Origin of the sequence: Microterricola viridarii (genome assembly GCF_001542775.1) — a bacterium.
In the GTDB taxonomy this organism is placed as follows: domain Bacteria; phylum Actinomycetota; class Actinomycetes; order Actinomycetales; family Microbacteriaceae; genus Microterricola; species Microterricola viridarii_A.
The window spans coordinates 1912834-1930606 of the sequence record NZ_CP014145.1 but is presented as its reverse complement, the minus strand read 5'-3'; the positions used below and the strand labels follow the sequence as shown (position 1 = coordinate 1930606).

General features: G+C 68.6%; 15 protein-coding genes. All 15 read left to right on the top strand.

Annotation, left to right across the window (positions count from 1 at the left end):
• Positions 1–27 precede the first annotated feature (27 nt).
• The 15 genes from AWU67_RS08900 (at position 28) to AWU67_RS08830 (ending at position 17764) form a co-directional block, all read left to right on the top strand.
• Complete coding sequence (locus tag AWU67_RS08900; RefSeq protein WP_067232448.1) at positions 28–558, top strand: dihydrofolate reductase; 531 nt, start codon at positions 28–30, stop codon at positions 556–558.
• 273 nt (positions 559–831) lie between these two features.
• The gene (locus AWU67_RS08895; RefSeq protein ID WP_082716876.1) at positions 832–1692 is read left to right on the top strand and encodes a type IV toxin-antitoxin system AbiEi family antitoxin domain-containing protein; all 861 of its coding nucleotides are present in this window, start codon (positions 832–834) and stop codon (positions 1690–1692) included.
• A 175-nt stretch (positions 1693–1867) separates the two neighbouring features.
• Complete coding sequence (gene dapA, locus AWU67_RS08890; RefSeq protein WP_067228020.1) at positions 1868–2845, top strand: 4-hydroxy-tetrahydrodipicolinate synthase; 978 nt, start codon at positions 1868–1870, stop codon at positions 2843–2845.
• A gap of 71 nt (positions 2846–2916) precedes the next feature.
• A complete protein-coding gene (locus tag AWU67_RS08885) occupies positions 2917–4593 on the top strand; it encodes a ribonuclease J (RefSeq protein ID WP_067228017.1) in 1677 nt (558 codons plus the stop codon).
• Positions 4594–4758: 165 nt separating this feature from the next.
• Positions 4759–5802: an efflux RND transporter periplasmic adaptor subunit gene (locus AWU67_RS08880; protein ID WP_067228015.1), complete on the top strand. Its 1044-nt coding sequence runs from the start codon at positions 4759–4761 to the stop codon at positions 5800–5802.
• Positions 5799–6593 (top strand): ABC transporter ATP-binding protein, encoded by a 795-nt coding sequence (locus AWU67_RS08875; protein ID WP_067228013.1) that lies wholly within the window; start codon positions 5799–5801, stop codon positions 6591–6593. The genes AWU67_RS08880 and AWU67_RS08875 overlap by 4 nt, the downstream gene beginning before the upstream one ends.
• A complete protein-coding gene (locus AWU67_RS08870; RefSeq protein WP_067228010.1) occupies positions 6590–7810 on the top strand; it encodes an ABC transporter permease in 1221 nt (406 codons plus the stop codon). The genes AWU67_RS08875 and AWU67_RS08870 overlap by 4 nt, the downstream gene beginning before the upstream one ends.
• 111 nt (positions 7811–7921) lie before the next feature.
• Positions 7922–10081: a bifunctional lysylphosphatidylglycerol flippase/synthetase MprF gene (locus AWU67_RS08865; RefSeq protein WP_082716875.1), complete on the top strand. Its 2160-nt coding sequence runs from the start codon at positions 7922–7924 to the stop codon at positions 10079–10081.
• Between the two features lie 208 nt (positions 10082–10289).
• Positions 10290–13226, top strand: a complete 2937-nt coding sequence (locus AWU67_RS08860) for an FtsK/SpoIIIE family DNA translocase (RefSeq protein ID WP_067228008.1) — start codon at positions 10290–10292, stop codon at positions 13224–13226.
• A 6-nt stretch (positions 13227–13232) separates the two neighbouring features.
• On the top strand, positions 13233–13853 hold the full coding sequence (gene pgsA, locus AWU67_RS08855; protein ID WP_082716874.1) for a CDP-diacylglycerol--glycerol-3-phosphate 3-phosphatidyltransferase: 621 nt from the start codon (positions 13233–13235) through the stop codon (positions 13851–13853).
• A gap of 9 nt (positions 13854–13862) precedes the next feature.
• Positions 13863–14396: a CinA family protein gene (locus AWU67_RS08850; protein WP_199922272.1), complete on the top strand. Its 534-nt coding sequence runs from the start codon at positions 13863–13865 to the stop codon at positions 14394–14396.
• Positions 14397–14574: 178 nt separating this feature from the next.
• Positions 14575–14883, top strand: a complete 309-nt coding sequence (locus AWU67_RS08845; RefSeq protein WP_067228006.1) for a helix-turn-helix domain-containing protein — start codon at positions 14575–14577, stop codon at positions 14881–14883.
• A 159-nt stretch (positions 14884–15042) separates the two neighbouring features.
• Positions 15043–15273 (top strand): DUF3046 domain-containing protein, encoded by a 231-nt coding sequence (locus AWU67_RS08840; RefSeq protein WP_067228003.1) that lies wholly within the window; start codon positions 15043–15045, stop codon positions 15271–15273.
• 273 nt (positions 15274–15546) lie between these two features.
• Positions 15547–16659: a recombinase RecA gene (gene recA, locus AWU67_RS08835; RefSeq protein WP_067228001.1), complete on the top strand. Its 1113-nt coding sequence runs from the start codon at positions 15547–15549 to the stop codon at positions 16657–16659.
• Between the two features lie 13 nt (positions 16660–16672).
• Entirely contained in the window at positions 16673–17764 is a 1092-nt protein-coding gene (locus AWU67_RS08830) for a regulatory protein RecX (protein WP_082716873.1), read from the top strand.
• Positions 17765–17773: the final 9 nt, after the last annotated feature.

Genomic DNA, 17773 nt, shown 5'->3' with positions numbered 1-17773 from the left:
ACCCCTGCCGGCCCGACCCCTGCCGGCCTGACCCCGGTCGGCCTGATTTGGGCCCAGGCGTGCGGCGGGGTGATCGGCCTGAACGGCGTGATGCCCTGGCACGTGCCGGAGGACCTCGCCCACTTCAAGGCCGTCACGCTCGGCGGCGCCGTGGTGATGGGCCGCAAGACCTGGGACTCGATTCCTGAGCGCTTCCGGCCGTTCGCCGGCCGCGAGAACATCGTCGTCACCCGCCAGCCCAGCTGGGCGGCGGAGGGCGCCCACACGGCGGGCTCGCTGGCCGACGGCGTCGCCCTGGCGGCATCCCTGACCCCGGGGGAGAGGGTCTGGGTGATCGGCGGCGCCGAGATCTTCGCGCTGGCACTGGCCGGCAGTGGCGCCGAGGGCTTCGTCGTGGACACGCTCGAGGTCACCGAGATCGACTCGGAGGTCGCTGGCGATACCCACGCCCCGCAGATCGACGCCGGCTGGGCCGTGCAGGCGATCGATCCGGCATCCGGATGGCATACCTCACGCACGGGGCTGGACTACCGCTTCCTCAGCTACGCCCGCCCCTGAGCCCGGAGCCCTGAGCCCTGAGCACCGCAGCCTCGCGCTGTGTCGCCCTCGCCGTAGCCAGTCTGCGGATGCGGCGGCCGACACGCCGGCACAACGGCCCGAAACGACCTAAAACAGCCCCCGAATCCGCTGACCGGCTACGAGTGCACCACCCCGGAACGTGCCGGACGGCTGGCACACCGTCGGTTGTGCACAGCCGCTCGGTTCGTGGCGCATGTGCACAGTCCTCAAGTCGCCGTCCCGGGCGGCCGGCACTCCCGTAAGACTCTGTCCATGTTGACCCCCAGCGAAGTTGCCACACAATGCCGTGCACTCGGAGGAGTCGCCCGAACGGCCGAGCTCCGGGCACGCGGTGCGAGCAGACACTGCCTGCGCCTCGCGGTACGCGATGGTTCCATTGAGCGATTGCGCCAAGGGTTCTATGCACTCCCGGATATCAGTGCGACACGGCGAGCCGCCATTATGCACGGCGGTATCCTCGGCTGCGCCTCCGCGGCCGAGGCCGCAGGTTTGTGGGTCATGCCGTTCGCGGGCGTGCACGTCTGGCTCACCCCGACCGGCCATGAGAGGGCCCACGACGATTGCGCGTGCGTGGTGCACTGGAGCGAGGCCCTGGCGTTCCGTCGCAATCGAGCTGTGATGACCGTGCCACTTGCGCTCGAACAGATGGCCTACTGCCTCGGCAAAGAGGCGTTCTTCGTGGCGCTGGAATCGGCGCTTCATCAACACAAGATCAGCGCTGAGGAGATCAGCTCGTTGCGTGCGCTACTGCCACACGGATTCGACGAGCTCTTCCGGCTTGCGACGGTTTCCGCAGAGAGCGGGCTGGAGTCGATCATGCGCTACCGTCTCTCGCTGCACGGCATCACCGTGCGCGGGCAAATATCGATCCCCACGGTCGGGCGGGTCGACTTCGTGATCGACGGGTGGCTGATCGTTGAGGCCGATGGGAAGGGCAACCACGAAGGGCCGGAGCAGCGGCACCGGGATCACCTCCGCGACGCACATGCCGCCGCGCTCGGTTACGACACCTTGCGCTTCGATTACGCGCTCATCATGTATGACTGGCCGAGCGTCGAGGCTGCGATCCTCGGCAGGTTGCGGGCACGAGCAGGCCGCGTGGTAGCCGGTTAGCGGATGCGTCGGGCAACAGACCGAAAAAATGGCCGAATGCGGTCGCTGGGGCCCTCGTATCCGCTGACCGGCTACAGCTCGCGCGAGAGGGGTGCGGGCTCAGAGTGATCGCGCAGAAAGCGTCCGTGACGGCATTCGGATGCCGCGGCCCCGTCGACCCGCTAGCCTAAGATGCGTGTCTTCTTCAGAAAATCCCTTCGGCCAGGTCCTCGTCGCGCTCGTGACCCCGTTCACCGCAGACGGTGAAGTCGACTGGCCCGCGGTAGAGAAGCACATCGATGACGTCATCACGGCCGGCGCCGACGGCATCGTCGTCACCGGAACCACCGGCGAAACGTCGACCTTGACCGATCCGGAGAAGCTGCGCCTGGTCGAGGTCGGAAAGTCTGTCTCAGCCGGCCGCGCCAGCATCATCACCGGCGGTGGCTCCAACGAGACCGCGCACGCGATCGAGCTGTACAAGGCCAGCGAGAAGGCCGGCGCCGACGGCATCATGATCGTCACGCCGTACTACAACAAGCCGACCCAGGCCGGAATCCTCACTCACTTCCGCATGGTCGCCGACGCCACCGACCTGCCCGTCATCCTCTACGACATCCCCGGCCGCACCGGCGTGCCGATCAAGTACGAGACGATCATGCGTCTGGCCAAGCACCCCAACATCCTCGCCGTGAAAGACGCCAAGGGTGACTTCAGCGAGGTCAGCCGGGTGCTCAACCAGACCGACCTGATGTACTTCTCCGGTGACGACGCCAACGTGCTGCCGCACCTGGCCATCGGCGCCACCGGCCTCATCGGCGTCACGGCCAACATCGCGCCGGCGCCGTACCGCCAGATGATCGACGCCGTCAACGCGGGCGACCTCGGCACGGCGACCGCCGCCCACAAGTCGCTGGAGCCGCTCGTGCGCGCCGTCATGACGCACGTGCCCGGCACCGTCGCGGCCAAGTACATCCTGCACGGCCTCGGCCGTATCGGCAGCCCCCGCGTGCGGCTGCCCCTCGTCGGACCCGAAGAGTGGGAGGCCGCGCAGATCGAGGATGAACTCGACCTCGTGCGCGACATCCCCGGTCTCGACCTCTCCAACTTCCGCCCCGACCGCAACGCAGCCGCCGGCGGCGCCCTGCCCAAGGTGGCCGGAACCACACGCTAGGAAACAACGCGCGGCCTGGTCGCGCCCACCACAACGAGGCTCGACGAGCCCGGAATACGCAAGGAGGGCACATGCCCAACGACGTCTACGCACCCGCACCGCTCCAGCCGGGAACGCTGCGCATCACCCCGATCGGCGGTCTCGGCGAGATCGGCCGCAACATGACCACGTTCGAGATCGACGGCAAGATCCTGATCGTCGACTGCGGCGTGCTGTTCCCCGAGGAGCACCAGCCCGGTGTCGACCTGATCCTGCCCGACTTCAGCTCGATCAAGGACCGCCTCGACGACATCGTCGGCGTCGTGCTCACGCACGGCCACGAGGACCACATCGGCGCGGTGCCCTACCTGCTGCGCCTGCGCGCCGACATCCCGCTGATCGGCTCCACCCTGACGCTCGCTCTCATCGAGGCGAAGCTCAAGGAACACCGCATCAAGCCGTACACGCTCAACGTCGCCGAAGGCCAGATGGAGGCCCTCGGCCCGTTCGACCTCGAGTTCGTCGCCGTGAACCACTCGATCCCCGACGCCCTCGCCGTCGTCATCCACTCGGTCGCCGGCACCGTGCTCGCCACCGGTGACTTCAAGATGGACCAGCTGCCGCTCGACGGTCGCCTCACCGACCTGCGCGAGTTCGCCCGCCTCGGCAAGAGCGGCGTCGACGTGTTCCTCGTCGACTCCACCAACGCCGACGTGCCCGGCTTCACCACGCCGGAGCGCTCCATCGGCCCGGTGCTCGACCAGGTCATCTCCAAGGCCACCAAGAAGGTCGTCGTCGCCAGCTTCTCCAGCCACGTGCACCGCGTGCAGCAGGTTCTGGATGCCGCCCACGCCAACGGCCGCCGCGTCGCCCTCCTGGGCCGCTCGATGGTGCGCAACATGACCATCGCCGCCGAGCTCGGCTACTTGAAGGTTCCGGCCGGCGTGCTGGTGGACTACAAGAAGGCCGGCGACATCCCGGACAACAAGATCGTCTACATGTCGACCGGTTCGCAGGGCGAGCCGATGGCCGTGCTCAGCCGCATGGCCAACCGCGACCACCAGATCTCGGTCGGCGAGGGCGACACCGTCATCCTGGCCTCCAGCCTGATCCCCGGCAACGAGAACGCGGTCTACCGCATCATCGACGGCCTCACCAAGCTGGGCGCCAACGTCGTGCACAAGGGCAACGCCAAGGTGCACGTCTCCGGCCACGCCGCCGCCGGCGAGCTGCTCTACTGCTACAACATCCTGCAGCCGAAGAACGTGCTGCCCGTGCACGGCGAGCACCGCCACCTCTACGCCAACGCGCAGCTGGCGATGCAGACCGGCATCCCCGAGGAGAACGTGTTCCTCGGCGAGGACGGCTCCGTCTACGACCTCAAGGCCGGCGTCATGACGCAGGTCGGCCAGCTCGACCTCGGCTACGTCTACGTCGACGGCTCCACCGTCGGTGAGATCACCGACGCCGACCTCAAGGACCGCCGCATCCTCGGCGAGGAGGGCTTCATCTCGGTCATCGTCGTCGTGGACGCCTCGACCGGCAAGATCGTCGTCGGCCCGGAGATCCACGCCAAGGGCTTCGCAGAAGACGACAAGATCTTCGACGCCGTCAAGCCGAAGATCGCCGCCGCGCTGACCGAGGCCGCCCAGAACGGCGTGCGCGACACCCACGCCCTCGGCCAGGTCGTGCGCCGCACGGTCGGTCGTTGGGTGAACGTCTCCTACCGCCGCCGACCCATGATCGTGCCGCTGGTCATCGAGGCCTAGCCACAGCAGTACTGCGTGATGAGAAGGGCCCCGGATGCCGCCAACTGGCGGAATCCGGGGCCCTTGTTGTCGTTCAGGGCAACCCTGATTCATCCCTGAGAAGGGTCTTTTGCGCGGTCCCGGCCGATAACGTTGAGCGAAATTGCCGTCGACGCTAGGGGCCCAGTGGGCATCGCACGCAAGTGGATCTTTCCGATCATCCGGATGTTGTTGTTGGCCGCGTTGGCGGTGGCACTCGTGAAGATCGCGTTCTTCCCGGACAACGCAGAGACGGGGCCGTCGGCGCAGCCGTCTGGCCAAGTCACGCAGCCGGAGATCGCCGCGGCGCTCGGCGACATCACGAACGAGGTCACGTTGAAGGGCAACGTCGCCGCCGACCCGGCCGTCGCCGTGAAGGCGACGGGGATCGGCGCGGTCGACGAGGTGTTCGTCTCGGTGGGCCAGTGGGTGGATGAGGGAACCAAGCTCTACGACATCAAGGTCGTCACCGTTCCGGAGCCGGTGGAGGGCGTTGGCCCCGACGGCCTCCCGACGGTCACGCAGGGCAAGCCCGTCACCAGCTTCGCGGAAGTCTTCGCCCCGATCAGCGGCACGCTGACGTCGCTGAGCGTGCTCTCCGGCCAGCAGGTGGCCGTCGGCGACACGACCGGCCAGGTCGCCCCGTCGAGCTTCTCGGTGACCGGCGCGCTCAGCCCCGAACAGCAGTACCGTCTGGTCAGCAAGCCCACCGAGGCGTTGATCGCGATCACCGGCGGGCCGGCACCGTTCCAGTGCACCGGGCTCACGATCTCCACCCCGCTGCAGGGGGCCAGCCCCGACCCCGCAGAGGGAGCGGGCGCCCCGGCCGGCGGCTCCGGAACGACGGTGCGCTGCGCCGTGCCCGCCGAGGTGACGGTGTTCGCCGGCCTCGCCGCCGACATCACGATCGCGGCCGGGAGCGCAGAGGGTGTGCTCACCGTGCCGACGACCGCCGTCAAGGGTGCAGCCGGTTCCGGCATCGTCTGGGCGGTGCTGCCGGATGGCGGCAACGAAGAGCGGCCCGTCGAACTCGGCCTGAACAACGGCACGATGGTCGAGATCACCGCCGGCCTCGCCGAGGGCGACATGGTGCTCGAATTCGTGCCTGGCGCCCCCGCCCAGTCCGGCGACGGCTGCATGCCGATGCCCGATGGCAGCGTCGTGTGTTCAGATGCGGTCGTCAGCAAGTGACGCTGCTGCACTTAGAGGCGGTCACGAAGACGGTTCCGCTGCCGGATGCCGCACCGCTCACCATCCTGCACGGCATCGACCTCGAGGTCTCCTCCGGCGACAGGCTCTCCATCGTCGGGCGCTCCGGCTCCGGCAAGTCCACCCTGCTCAACCTGCTCGGCCTGCTGGACAGCCCGTCCACCGGCACCCTCACCTTCGACGGCCGGCCCGCCAAGAAGTTCTCCTCTGCCGAGCGAGACCGGGTGCGGGGGCGCGATATCGGTTTCATCTTCCAACAGTTCAACCTGTTGCAGGGCCGCACCGCCCGCGAGAACGTGATGACCCCGCTGCTGTACGCCACCGGCAAGCAGTTCTGGAAGCGCTCAACGCTGGCCGCCGAGATGCTCGAGCGGGTCGGCCTCGGCCACCGCATCGACACCATGCCGGAGAAGCTCTCCGGTGGCGAGCAGCAGCGCGTGGCGATCGCCCGCGCCCTGGTGCGCGGGCCGCGCCTGATCCTCGCCGACGAGCCGACCGGCGCGCTCGACGTCGAGACGGGCGCCAGCGTGATGGCGCTGCTCGACGACGTGGCACTCTCCACCGGGGCCGCGCTCGTCACGATCACCCACGACCCGGCCATCGCCGACCTGGCGAGCCGGCACCTGCTGCTCGACCACGGCCGATTGAGCACGGTCAGGGATGACGGCCGGCCGAACGACCTCGTCGCGGTCAGTAGAAGGCTTCCGCACGCGCCGCAGCCGGCGGCATCCGAGATCGGCCACTCGGGCGTCGCCCAGGGGGTCGGCGCATGAGCCGGCTGTTCACCGAACTGGTCGGCGCCCTCTCCGAGGCGTGGCAGGAACTGCGCATCCACCGCACCCGCGTGATGCTCTCGCTCATCGGAGTGGCGGTCGCGGTCTGCGCCATCACCACCGTCGTCGGTGTTGCCGGCATCGCCCAGCAGGCCATGACCGAGAACAACGAGCGGTGGGGCGGCCGGCCTGCGACGATCAAGGTCTCAGTCTCGACGGCCGACGGCACCGCGCCCGATTCCGAGCAGATGAACGCGCTCTGGGATGCGAGTCTGGAACGCTACGGCATCGACTACGCCGGTCGCATCAGCTACGGACCGGCCCACGTGCAGTTCGCCACGGGAGCGGTGGAGGTGCAGGTGCAGGCCGTCGACCCGAGTTACGCCCAGATGCACCGCCTGCAGATCGACCAGGGCACCTGGTTCGCCGCCGATGACGCCCAGCGCCTGGCGCCGGCAATCGTCGTGAACGAGGTGTTCTGGCAGCGCCTCGGCTCGCCGGATCTCAGCAGCAATCCCACGGTGCAGTTGATCGGCCAATCGCCGGCGACCGCCGTCGTCGTCGGAGTTCACCGTTCGCAGAGCTGGGAGACGGACCCGACGATGTACATGCTGACCGACGCATATGTCGGACTCGGCGGCCCGGTGAGCTCCTACGGCCAGCAGACCGAGTACGAGATGTGGATCCCGGCCGAGCTGAGTGATCAGATCCAAGCCGCGCTGAAGAGCGACTTGGAGGCGGGGCTCGGCGAGAAGTACTTCGTCAACCTGTACCGCAGCGATGCCGGCGCCTACGACGACGACCCGCTGCTCCCGCTCAAGCTCACCGTCGGCGGAATCGCGGCCCTCGTGCTGCTGCTCGGCGCGCTCGGCCTCGTCAACATCGCCATGGTCACGGTGAAACAGCGCATCCGTGAGATCGGCATTCGGCGCAGCTTCGGGGCGACCGCCGGCCGGGTGTTCTTCGCGGTGATGTTGGAGAGCGTCGTGGCCACCGTCGCGGCCGGCGTCGTGGGCGTGATGCTCGCCATCTTCATCGTGAAATCGCCCATGGTCGAAAACCTGATCGGGCAGGGCATGATCTCCGACTTCCCGCCGTTCCCGATCGAGGCGGCGCTGCTCGGACTCGGCGCAGCGACCGTCGTCGGCGCGCTGGCCGGGCTGATGCCCGCCCTGGTCGCCGTGCGGGTCAAGGTGATCGACGCGATCCGCTACTGATCGGGACTTGCGGGAGCACCCGGCGGGCTGGGGGCCGGATGGCGGCGTTTTAGACTGGATGGGCGCCGGTGGACCCCCGGCCGGACAGCGCGCAGGCAGAGGGGTGGCGGGATGAGCCAGTCGGAGATTTCGAACACCCGGGCGGCGGGCGGGCCGAGCGCACCCGACCGGTCTGGGGACCAGACGAAACGTCTCGCCGTTCCGGCCGCCCTGGCCTCCGTGCTCGCGGAGCTGCCGCGCCGGTCCGGTCTCACCCTGAGTGTGCTCGCCGTGCTGCTGGCTGTGGGAGTGGTGACGAACGCGCTCTGGATGCCGGCATCCGAGCAGAACTGGTACCGCTCGGTCGCATACGGTCTGCCGGCATTCGAGGCCGGAAACTGGTGGACGCCGCTGACCGGCACCTTCCTCGCGGAGCAGCCGGGCCACTACCTGCCGATCTTGATCCTGATCGTTGGCGGTCTCGGCTGGGCGGAGCGCACCCTCGGCATGCGGCAGGCGGCCGTCGTGTTCGCGGCCGGGCAGCTCTTCGCGATCGTCGGCGCCGCGGCGCTGCTGGCAGTGCTCCGGCCGACCGGTTGGGATTGGGCGGTGGAGCTCGCCACCCACTACGACGTCGGCCCCTCCGGCGGCGCCTTTGCGTGCGCCGCCGCGGCCACCGTGACGCTGCGTTCGCCGTGGCGGTTGCGGGCCAGGCTCGCCCTCGGCGCTTGGGTTGGCGTCGCCGCGCTCTTCATCGGGGCGCTGCCGGACATCGAGCACCTCCTCGGCGCGGCACTCGCCCTCGCCGTGATGCCGCTGCTGCCGCGCTACCGCCGGCCGCTCAGCCGGCCGAGCGAGCGGGAGTGGCGCCTCGTTGCCTTCTCCGGGCTCGTCGTCATCGGTGCGGTGCAGGTCATCGTCAACCTGGTGAACCTCGACGGTCCGCTCGGTGCGTCCACGGCATCGCTCGCTCTCTGGGGCGACGTCGCTCTGGACATACTGGTGATCTCGGTGATCGGGCACGGCGTGCGCCGCGGTGTGCGTCTGGCCTGGTGGGGTGCCGTGATCCTCGCGTTGCTCAACCAGCTGCAGCTCATCCTGTTGATCCTCCTCTTCGTGCTGACCGGGGAGAGCGTGCCGGGCGCCGCATTCGCGGCAGCCTCCTCGCTGCTGTGGCTGGCGCAGCTGCTTGTGCTGCTGGTGGCCCGCGGCGCATTCCGGGTGCCGGTGCGTCGCCGGCTCCGTCATCCGGGTGGGTCGGCACAGAGCGCGCCAGAGCAGGCGGCCGCCCTGCTCCGCAGCACCGGGGGCGGCACGCTCTCCTGGATGTCGACCTGGCGCGGAAATGAGTACCTGTTCTCCCGGGCGGTGCCGGACGGCGCGCCGGACGCCGTCATCGCCTTCCAGCGACACGCGGGCGTCGCCATCGCCCTCGGCGACCCCATCGCCCCGGCCGAGCGCGTCGGCGACGTGCTGCGCGACTTCGCCGAAGCGTCGCAACGGGCCGGTCTCACCCCCTGCGCGTTCTCCGTCTCGGCCGCGGTGCGGGATGCGGCACCAGAGGACTGGCGCAGCCTGCAGGTGGCGGAGGACACCATCATCGACCTGCAAACCATGGAGCTGCGGGGCAAACGATGGCAGAACGTGCGGGCGGCGCTGAACCGGGCCGAACGGGAGGGCATCAGCTTCCGGCTCTGCCGCCTCTCCGAGCAGCCGTGGGCGATTCTCGCCCAGGTGCGGGCCATCTCCGAGCAGTGGGTCGGCGACAAGGGGCTGCCCGAGATGAAGTTCACACTCGGCGGCGTCGACGAGGCGCTCGCCCCTGAGGTGTGGACCGGCCTCGCCATCGACGCCGACGGGAGCGTGCACGGTGTCACCTCCTGGTTGCCCGTCTACGGCGCGGACGGTGCCGTCGACGGCTGGACGCTGGACCTGATGCGGCGGCGCGATGACGGCTTCGGCCCGGTCATGGAGTTCCTGATCGCGTCCTCAGCCCTGGCGTTCAAGGAGCAGGGTGCGCGCATCGTCTCCCTCTCCGGTGCGCCGCTGGTGAACAGCTCCGACGCCGCGCCCGGCCCGATCGAGCGGGTGCTCGGCATGACTGCGACGCTGCTCGAGCCGTTGTACGGATTCCGTTCCCTGCACCAGTTCAAGGCGAAGTTCAACCCGCGCGCGGAGCCGATGTTCCTGCTCTACCGCGACGAGGCCGACCTGCCGCGCATCGGCATCGCGCTGACCAAGGCCTACCTGCCGGATGCGTCGCTGCGCGACCTCGTGCGGGCCGCCTCCTGAGCCAGCGCTCCGCCTCCTGAGCTGGCACAGCCGCCCGGTCGTGGGCGTGAGCAGCCCTTCACGGCCGACCGGTGCTCCGCGGGAGCACCGCGCCTGCCGAAATCTCCACGCGGCAGGCAGGCAGGGCCGATGGTGAGCACTCATCACAGTTCCAACACTCGCCGCCGCCTGCGGGCGGATGTCGGTGGGTGCAAGTACCGTGGAATCTATGGCAACGAGCACTAAGCCGACCGGGCGCGGCGGCAACACTTCCGGGCGCGCCTCGACGTCAAAAACGGCGGCGCAGAAAACGGTGGCGACGCCGACGAAGCGTGCGCCGCGCCAAACCGCTGCCCAGAAGACCGTGAAGTTCGAGGCCATCGAAGAGAAGCCGGCGCTCATCGTGCGCATGTGGATGGGCCTCGCTCACCTCACGGGCGGCGCCTTCCGCGCCCTCGGCCCAGAGAAGCTCGCCAAAGAGGAGCGCCGCGACGGCCTGCCCTTCTTCCTCGTGCTGCTGGCCATTGCCGGTGCCGTCGTCGAGTGGTTCCTGATCAACGAGGATTTCGCGAAGAACCTCGACGCCTGGAGCTTCGGCGGGCTCGTCGGGCGGGTGGCGTTCGCGCTGCCCGTGATCATGCTGTTCTTCGCGGGTTGGTTGTTCAGGCACCCGGCCAGCGTGCACGACAACACCCGCATCGGCATCGGCCTCGGCATCTTGCTCGTCAGCGTGGCCGGGCTCTCACACGTGTTCGGCGGGCAGCCAGCCCCGGCAGAGGGCATGCCCATCCTCGCCCGTGCCGGCGGCATCCTCGGCTGGATGATCGCCGCGCCGCTGGTTGCGCTCATCACCCCCGTCGGCGCGACCATCGTCATCTCGTTGCTGCTGCTGCTCTCGCTGTTCATCATCACCAAGACGCCGCCGAACAAGCTGCCGCAGCGCCTGCGCGAGCTCTACGCGTGGCTGTTCGGCGAGCAGCTGCAAGACCCTGAGGAACGCGCGGCCGCCAAGGCAGACAAGGCCGACAAGCGTGCCAGCAAGCAGGTGGAGCTGGCCGGAATCGACACCCTCGATGACGAGGAGGAGCAGGCCGGCAACGGCGCGCTGCCCTGGTGGCGGCGCAACAACTCCCAGCGCGAGGAAGACCCCGACTTCGGCGAATCCGGCGTCGACGACCTCACCGCGGTGTTCGGCGGCATGGCGGGCGAGGGCGGCTTCGACAGTGCGCTGGAGAGCGCGCCCACCGCCCCTGCCGCCGGCGCGGCTCAGCCGGCCCCGCCCACCCTCGCGCTCAACGCCGAGGCGATTGCCGAGGCGAACGGCGCCGGCGGTTACAACACCGAGGTGCTCGGCGACCTCGACAAGGCAGAGGCTGCACTGCACCGCTACACCGGCGAGGCGGGCCTGCAGCGCGGCTCGACCGGCCTGCAGGCCGACGATGCCGGCGACGAGCTCGCCGCCACCGGCGTGCTCCCCGGCTTCGGCATGGAGGGGGATGACTTCGACGAGGACGCCCTCGGCGACGCCGCCCCGGCCCGCGCCGCCGCACCGTACAACCTGCCCTCCAACTCCACCCTGGTGGCCGGAGCCCCGGCCAAGACCCGCTCTGCCGCGAACGACGAGGTCGTGCGCGCGATCACGGATGTGCTGACCCAGTTCTCGGTCGACGCGAAGGTGACCGGCTTCTCGCGCGGCCCGACCGTGACCCAGTACGAGGTCGAGCTCGGCCCCGGCGTCAAAGTGGAGCGCGTCACCGCGCTCTCCAAGAACCTCTCCTACGCCGTCGCCTCCAACGAGGTGCGCATCCTCTCGCCGATCCCGGGCAAGAGCGCCATCGGCATCGAGATCCCGAACACCGACCGCGAGATCGTCACCCTCGGCGACGTGCTGCGCTCCGGCGCCTCCACCAACAGCACCCACCCGATGACCATCGGCGTCGGAAAGGACGTCGGCGGCGGCTATGTCGTGGCCAACCTCGCCAAGATGCCCCACCTGTTGGTGGCCGGCTCCACCGGTTCCGGCAAGTCCAGCTTCGTCAACTCGATGATCACCTCGCTGCTCATGCGCGCCAAGCCGAGCGAGGTGCGCATGGTCCTGATCGACCCCAAGCGCGTCGAGCTGGCGCCGTACGCCGGGGTCCCGCACCTGATCACGCCCATCATCACGAACCCGAAGAAGGCCGCTGAGGCGCTCTCCTGGGTGGTCAAAGAGATGGACATGCGTTACGACGACCTGGCCAGCTTCGGCTTCCGCCACATCGACGACTTCAACAAGGCCGTCGTGGGCAACGAGATCATCCTGCCGGCCGGAAGTGAGCGCCAGCTCAAGCCGTACCCGTACCTGCTGGTCGTCGTCGACGAGCTCGCCGACCTCATGATGGTCGCCCCGCGCGACGTCGAGGAATCGATCGTGCGCATCACCCAGCTCGCCCGCGCATCCGGAATCCACCTGGTGCTGGCCACCCAGCGCCCGTCCGTCGATGTCGTCACCGGCCTGATCAAGGCCAACGTGCCGTCGCGTCTCGCGTTCGCCGTGACCAGCGTCACCGACTCCCGAGTCATCCTGGACCAGCCGGGCGCCGACAAGCTGATCGGTCAGGGCGACGCCCTGTTCCTGCCGATGGGTGCCTCCAAGGCGCTGCGCGTGCAGGGCGCCTGGGTGAGCGAGGCCGAGATCGAGCGTGTCGTGAAGCACGTCACGCAGCAGGCCCGCCCCGAGTACCGGCAGGATGTCGCGGCATCCGTGGAGCGCAAGGAGATCGACTCCGACATCGGCGACGACCTCGAGCTTCTGCTCGCCGCGGCCGAGCTCGTTGTGTCGACCCAGTTCGGCTCCACCTCGATGCTGCAGCGCAAGCTGCGCGTCGGCTTCGCCAAGGCCGGCCGCCTCATGGACTTGATGGAGAGCCGCGAGATCGTCGGGCCGTCGGAGGGATCCAAGGCCCGCGACGTGTTGGTGACCGCCGAACAGCTGGGCGGCGTGCTGGCCAAGCTGCGCGGCGAGGAGCCGCGTGAGCAGGCCCCTGCACCCGCCGCAGCAGCCCCCGCGCCCGTTCCAGAGCACGACCCGTATGGCGGCGACCCCGTCGCGAAGATGACGGAGGGGTACCCTGAGGTCGAAGGTGACACCGACGAGGACGCCTGGAACCTGACCGGTAGGGACTAGCCAGACATGACACCCAGCAACACCACGCCCGGGAACCCCGGGCAGCCGGTGCCCCCTGCGCGGCCCAGCAACTGGAACGCGCCGAACGTGATCACCGGCGTGCGGATCCTGCTGGCTCCGCTGTTCTTCTGGATGCTGCTGGCCGACGGCGGGGCCGACGGCGCGCTGCGCTGGTGGGCGGCCGTGCTGTTCATCGTCGCGATCGGCACCGACGGCATCGACGGGGCCATCGCCAGGCGCAACAACCTCGTCACCGACCTCGGCAAGATCCTCGACCCCATCGCCGACAAGCTGCTCACCAGCGGCGCCCTCGTGTGCCTGTCGATCCTCGGCGAACTGCCCTGGTGGGTGACCGCCATCATCGTCGTGCGCGAGGTCGGCATCACGGTGTGGCGCTTCGTCGAGCTCGGCCGCGGCAACGTGGTGCCGGCCTCCAAGGGCGGCAAGCTCAAGACGCTGGTCCAGTCCGTGGCCATCTCGCTCGCACTGCTGCCGTTCTGGACGCTGTTCGGCGACTGGGTGTTCTGGGTCAACGGCATCGCCATGACGGCGGCCGTGCTCATCACCGTGGCCACCGGCGTGCAGTACCTCGTCGACGCGGCGAAGCTCAAGAAGATCGGCGCGTAGGGCAGCGCGGTGGCTGAGACGGCCGAGAGTGCCGGGGCTGCGACGACGGATGTCGCGACCCGCATCATCGCCGAGCTCACCCGCCGCGGCGAGACCGTCGCCGTCGCGGAGTCGTTGACCGGCGGCTTGCTGGCCGCAGCGCTCATCGCGGTACCCGGAGCCTCCGCCGTGGTCAACGGGGGAGTGGTCGCCTACAACACTGCCATCAAGCACAGCGTGCTCGGCGTCGACGCCGCCCTGCTCGCCGAGCGCGGCGCAGTCGACCCGGTCGTGGCCAGGCAGATGGCCGATGGCGTGCGGACGGTTCTCGCCGTCGACGGCCGCGCCGCGGACTACGGCCTCGCCACCACGGGGGTTGCCGGGCCAGACCCGCAAGACGGCCAGCCGCCGGGAACGGTCTACCTCGGCATCGCCGCTGGGGCCGACATCCGCTCGCTCGGCCTGGACCTCAGCGGTGGCCGCGCGGCTATCCGGGCCAGTACCGTGGATGCCGCACTGGCCGCGTTCTGGCACGACCTGCAGCGGCGGCGCCGGCCCGAATGACGGCGCTGCGCACAATGTTGCACCAGGGCGGAATAGATGCACACAAAGTGCTGTTACACCCGAGGAATTCACAAGTAAAGCCCAGTGTGCACCGCTAGAGTCGGTTGAAACGGGGGGTTCGGATAAACTGGCCTCCACGACCGGCCCACGGGCCTTGGTAGATATGAAGGAGGTTCCGATGATTCTGGTTCGTCAAGAAATCGGCGATGTGCTCAGGGACTTCCGACTTCAGAAGGGGCGCACCCTTCGTCAGGTTGCCAGCAAGGCCAGCGTGGCCTTGGGCTACCTGAGCGAGGTGGAGCGTGGCCAGAAAGAAGCCTCGAGCGAGATTCTCGCTTCGGTTGCTGATGCACTCGACACCCCGATTTCGGTCATCATGCGAGAGGTCGGCGATCGTCTTGCCGTTCTCGAGGGCATTGAGCCGATCCCCGACACGGTTCCCGACGAGTTCGTCGTGAACTTCGACGTGGACATGATGGTCCGATAGCCACACAGACTCAACAACGCCCGGTCGCTGCGCAACGGTGTGAAGCGCGACAGGGAAACACATTCGACAGGCCGGTCTTCTGACCGGCCTGTCGTTGTATGTCTGGGTGTCCGCGCCACGCAATTGTGATTCCCAGGCGGCACTGGTTAACGTTGCTGCATGCGTCGAAGTGAGTTCAACCTGGCCATGGCTACCGAGTACGGTTCGGCCTATGCCGCCGTCGTGCAAGCCGACCTGGTGCTCACCGCGCTCGGCAACCGCACCGCCGCGCAGGCCCTGGCCGCCGGTGTGCCGCCGCGCGAGGTCTGGCTGGCGCTCTGCGCCGAAACCGATGTGCCGCGGGAGCGCTGGTACGGCGTCGGCCTGCCGAAGCCGGCCTCCGCGGGCTAGGCCCGCGCAGCGCTTTCGATTCCGGATGCCGACACGCCGGACGCCGCTCGAATATTTGTTCGGTTCGTACTAGGCTCCTGCACAGCAGTACTCGCGTTGATCGTTCTCCACCGAATCGTCCGTGCATGAACCCGTGTCAGAGGCCCGGCGTACAGTCGAAAACATCAGCGGAAGAACTGCTGACTGCCTTGTCAGTCCGTGCCCGGTAGATCAACTCCGCGGCCACGAACACGACAGCCTATAGGCGATTCGAACCACTAAAAGGAGAACGCAATGCCATCACCTGCAGACCGCGAGAAGTCCCTCGAAACCGCTCTCGCACAGATCGACCGCCAGTTCGGCAAGGGTTCCGTCATGCGTCTCGGCAGCGACGAGCGCGCACCCGTCGAGACCATCTCCACCGGTTCGATCGCATTGGACGTCGCACTCGGCATTGGCGGGCTGCCCCGCGGCCGCATCGTCGAGATCTACGGCCCGGAATCCTCGGGTAAGACCACGCTCACCCTGCACGCCATCGCCAACGCCCAGCGCAACGGCGGTATCGCAGCGTTCATCGACGCCGAGCACGCGCTCGACCCCGAGTACGCCAAGAAGCTCGGCGTCGACATCGACGCCCTCCTGGTCTCCCAGCCGGACACCGGTGAGCAGGCCCTCGAGATCGCCGACATGCTCGTGCGCTCCGGCTCCATCGACCTGATCGTCATCGACTCCGTCGCGGCCCTCGTGCCGCGCGCCGAGATCGAGGGCGAAATGGGCGACTCCCACGTCGGCTTGCAGGCCCGCCTCATGTCGCAGGCGCTCCGCAAGCTCACGGGTGGCCTCAGCCAGACCAACACCACCATGATCTTCATCAACCAGCTGCGCGAGAAGATCGGTGTCTTCTTCGGCAGCCCCGAGACCACCGCCGGCGGTAAGGCGCTCAAGTTCTACGCCTCCGTCCGTCTCGACATCCGCCGCATCGAGACGCTCAAGGACGGTACGGACGCCGTCGGTAACCGCACCCGCGTCAAGGTCGTCAAGAACAAGATGGCACCGCCGTTCAAGCAGGCCGAATTCGACATCATCTACGGTGTCGGCATCTCCCGCGAGGGCAGCCTGATCGACTTCGGTGTCGACCACGGCATCGTCAAGAAGTCCGGCGCCTGGTACACCTACGAGGGCGACCAGCTCGGCCAGGGCAAGGAGAACTCGCGTAACTTCCTGCTGCGCAACCCCGACATCGCCCTCGAGATCGAGACCCGCCTGCTCGGCAAGCTGGGCATCGGCCCGGCCGGTGTCGCTGCCAAGGCAGAGGCGGCCAAGAAGGCCGCGGAAGACGCCGCAGCGGGCATCGTCCCCGAGGAGACGCCGCTCGTCGAGAAGTTGAAGGCCCGCAAGGGCGCCTAGCCCGAGGCTCATCATGGAAATCGGATGGTGGGGCGGCCCCGGCTCGAGCGGCGATGAGGACGAGAACCCTCAGAGCAGCACCGAGCCGGGCGCCCGCCCCGGCGCCCCGGCCGAGGTCGGGGCTGACCCTGAGACTGCTGAGGGGACTACGGCTTCTGCTGAGGCCGCTGGGGCGACTACGGCTCCTGCCGAGGCGGCTCTGCCCGTGGGGGCAGCCGAAACCTCGGCGGACGCCGGTGGTGTGCACCGCGTCACGCCCCTGGCAGCAGCCAAGCCCAAGCCCAAACGCACCCTCAAAGCCGCACAGCCGGCCGCGCCGGAGCCTGCGTCTGAAGCACAGACAGAGCCACAGCCTGATTCCGGTTCTGGGTCTGAGCCGCTGGCCACGGTCAGCTACCTGCCGTGGGCGGCGCCCGGCGTCGACGTCACGACGACGTCCGGCGTTGGCCGCACGGCCTTCCGGCGCCCGTGGGTGGAGCCGGAACGCGAGCTCGCCGAGCGCGGCTTTGACGAGGACGCAGGGCCGCTGGCCGTTCCGCCCGGGTTCGCCGAGCCGGGGGACTGGACCGAAGAGTACAGCGACGAGTCCGACTACCAGGACGAGGCCGAGGAATTCGACCCGGCCGTGCTGGAACGCGCGCTACTCAAGAAGCTGGCCAGACGCGACCTCTCCATCGTCGAGGTGGAACAGTTCCTGGAACAGAACGGTCTGCCGGCCGAAGAGTTGGAGGAGTGGGTCGAGCGCATGGAGCGGCTCGGTTACGTCGACGACCTGCGCCTGGCCGAGAACGTCGTGGACCAGCTGCGGCGACGCAAGGGGCTCGGTGCCTCCTCCATCAAGCAGGAGCTCAACCGGCGTCGGATCGCGCCGGCCATCATCAGCGAGGCGCTCGGCGAATCGGATCAGGACGACGAGCGGGCCCGCGCAATGGAGCTGGCGGTCAAGCGTGCCGGGCAGCTGAGCTCGTACGATGACGCCACCGCCGAGCGGCGGCTCACCGGCTTCCTGATGCGCAAGGGCTACGGCTCCGGAGTCGTGCGCGACGCGGTCAAGGCGGCTCTCGCGGCGCGGCGCCGGCCTGCGGGCGGCGTGCGGTTCCGCTGATCTAAACTA

Excerpts from the sequence above, each read along its gene's own strand:
- AWU67_RS08865 (WP_082716875.1), top strand. The coding sequence starts at position 7,922 with ATGAGCCAGTCGGAGATTTCGAACACCCGGGCGGCGGGCGGGCCGAGC.
- recA (WP_067228001.1), top strand. The coding sequence starts at position 15,547 with ATGCCATCACCTGCAGACCGCGAGAAGTCCCTCGAAACCGCTCTCGCA.
- AWU67_RS08885 (WP_067228017.1), top strand. The coding sequence starts at position 2,917 with ATGCCCAACGACGTCTACGCACCCGCACCGCTCCAGCCGGGAACGCTG.
- pgsA (WP_082716874.1), top strand. The coding sequence starts at position 13,233 with ATGACACCCAGCAACACCACGCCCGGGAACCCCGGGCAGCCGGTGCCC.
- AWU67_RS08840 (WP_067228003.1), top strand. The coding sequence starts at position 15,043 with ATGCGTCGAAGTGAGTTCAACCTGGCCATGGCTACCGAGTACGGTTCG.
- AWU67_RS08830 (WP_082716873.1), top strand. The coding sequence starts at position 16,673 with ATGGAAATCGGATGGTGGGGCGGCCCCGGCTCGAGCGGCGATGAGGAC.
- AWU67_RS08845 (WP_067228006.1), top strand. The coding sequence starts at position 14,575 with ATGATTCTGGTTCGTCAAGAAATCGGCGATGTGCTCAGGGACTTCCGA.
- AWU67_RS08895 (WP_082716876.1), top strand. The coding sequence starts at position 832 with ATGTTGACCCCCAGCGAAGTTGCCACACAATGCCGTGCACTCGGAGGA.
- AWU67_RS08860 (WP_067228008.1), top strand. The coding sequence starts at position 10,290 with ATGGCAACGAGCACTAAGCCGACCGGGCGCGGCGGCAACACTTCCGGG.
- AWU67_RS08870 (WP_067228010.1), top strand. The coding sequence starts at position 6,590 with ATGAGCCGGCTGTTCACCGAACTGGTCGGCGCCCTCTCCGAGGCGTGG.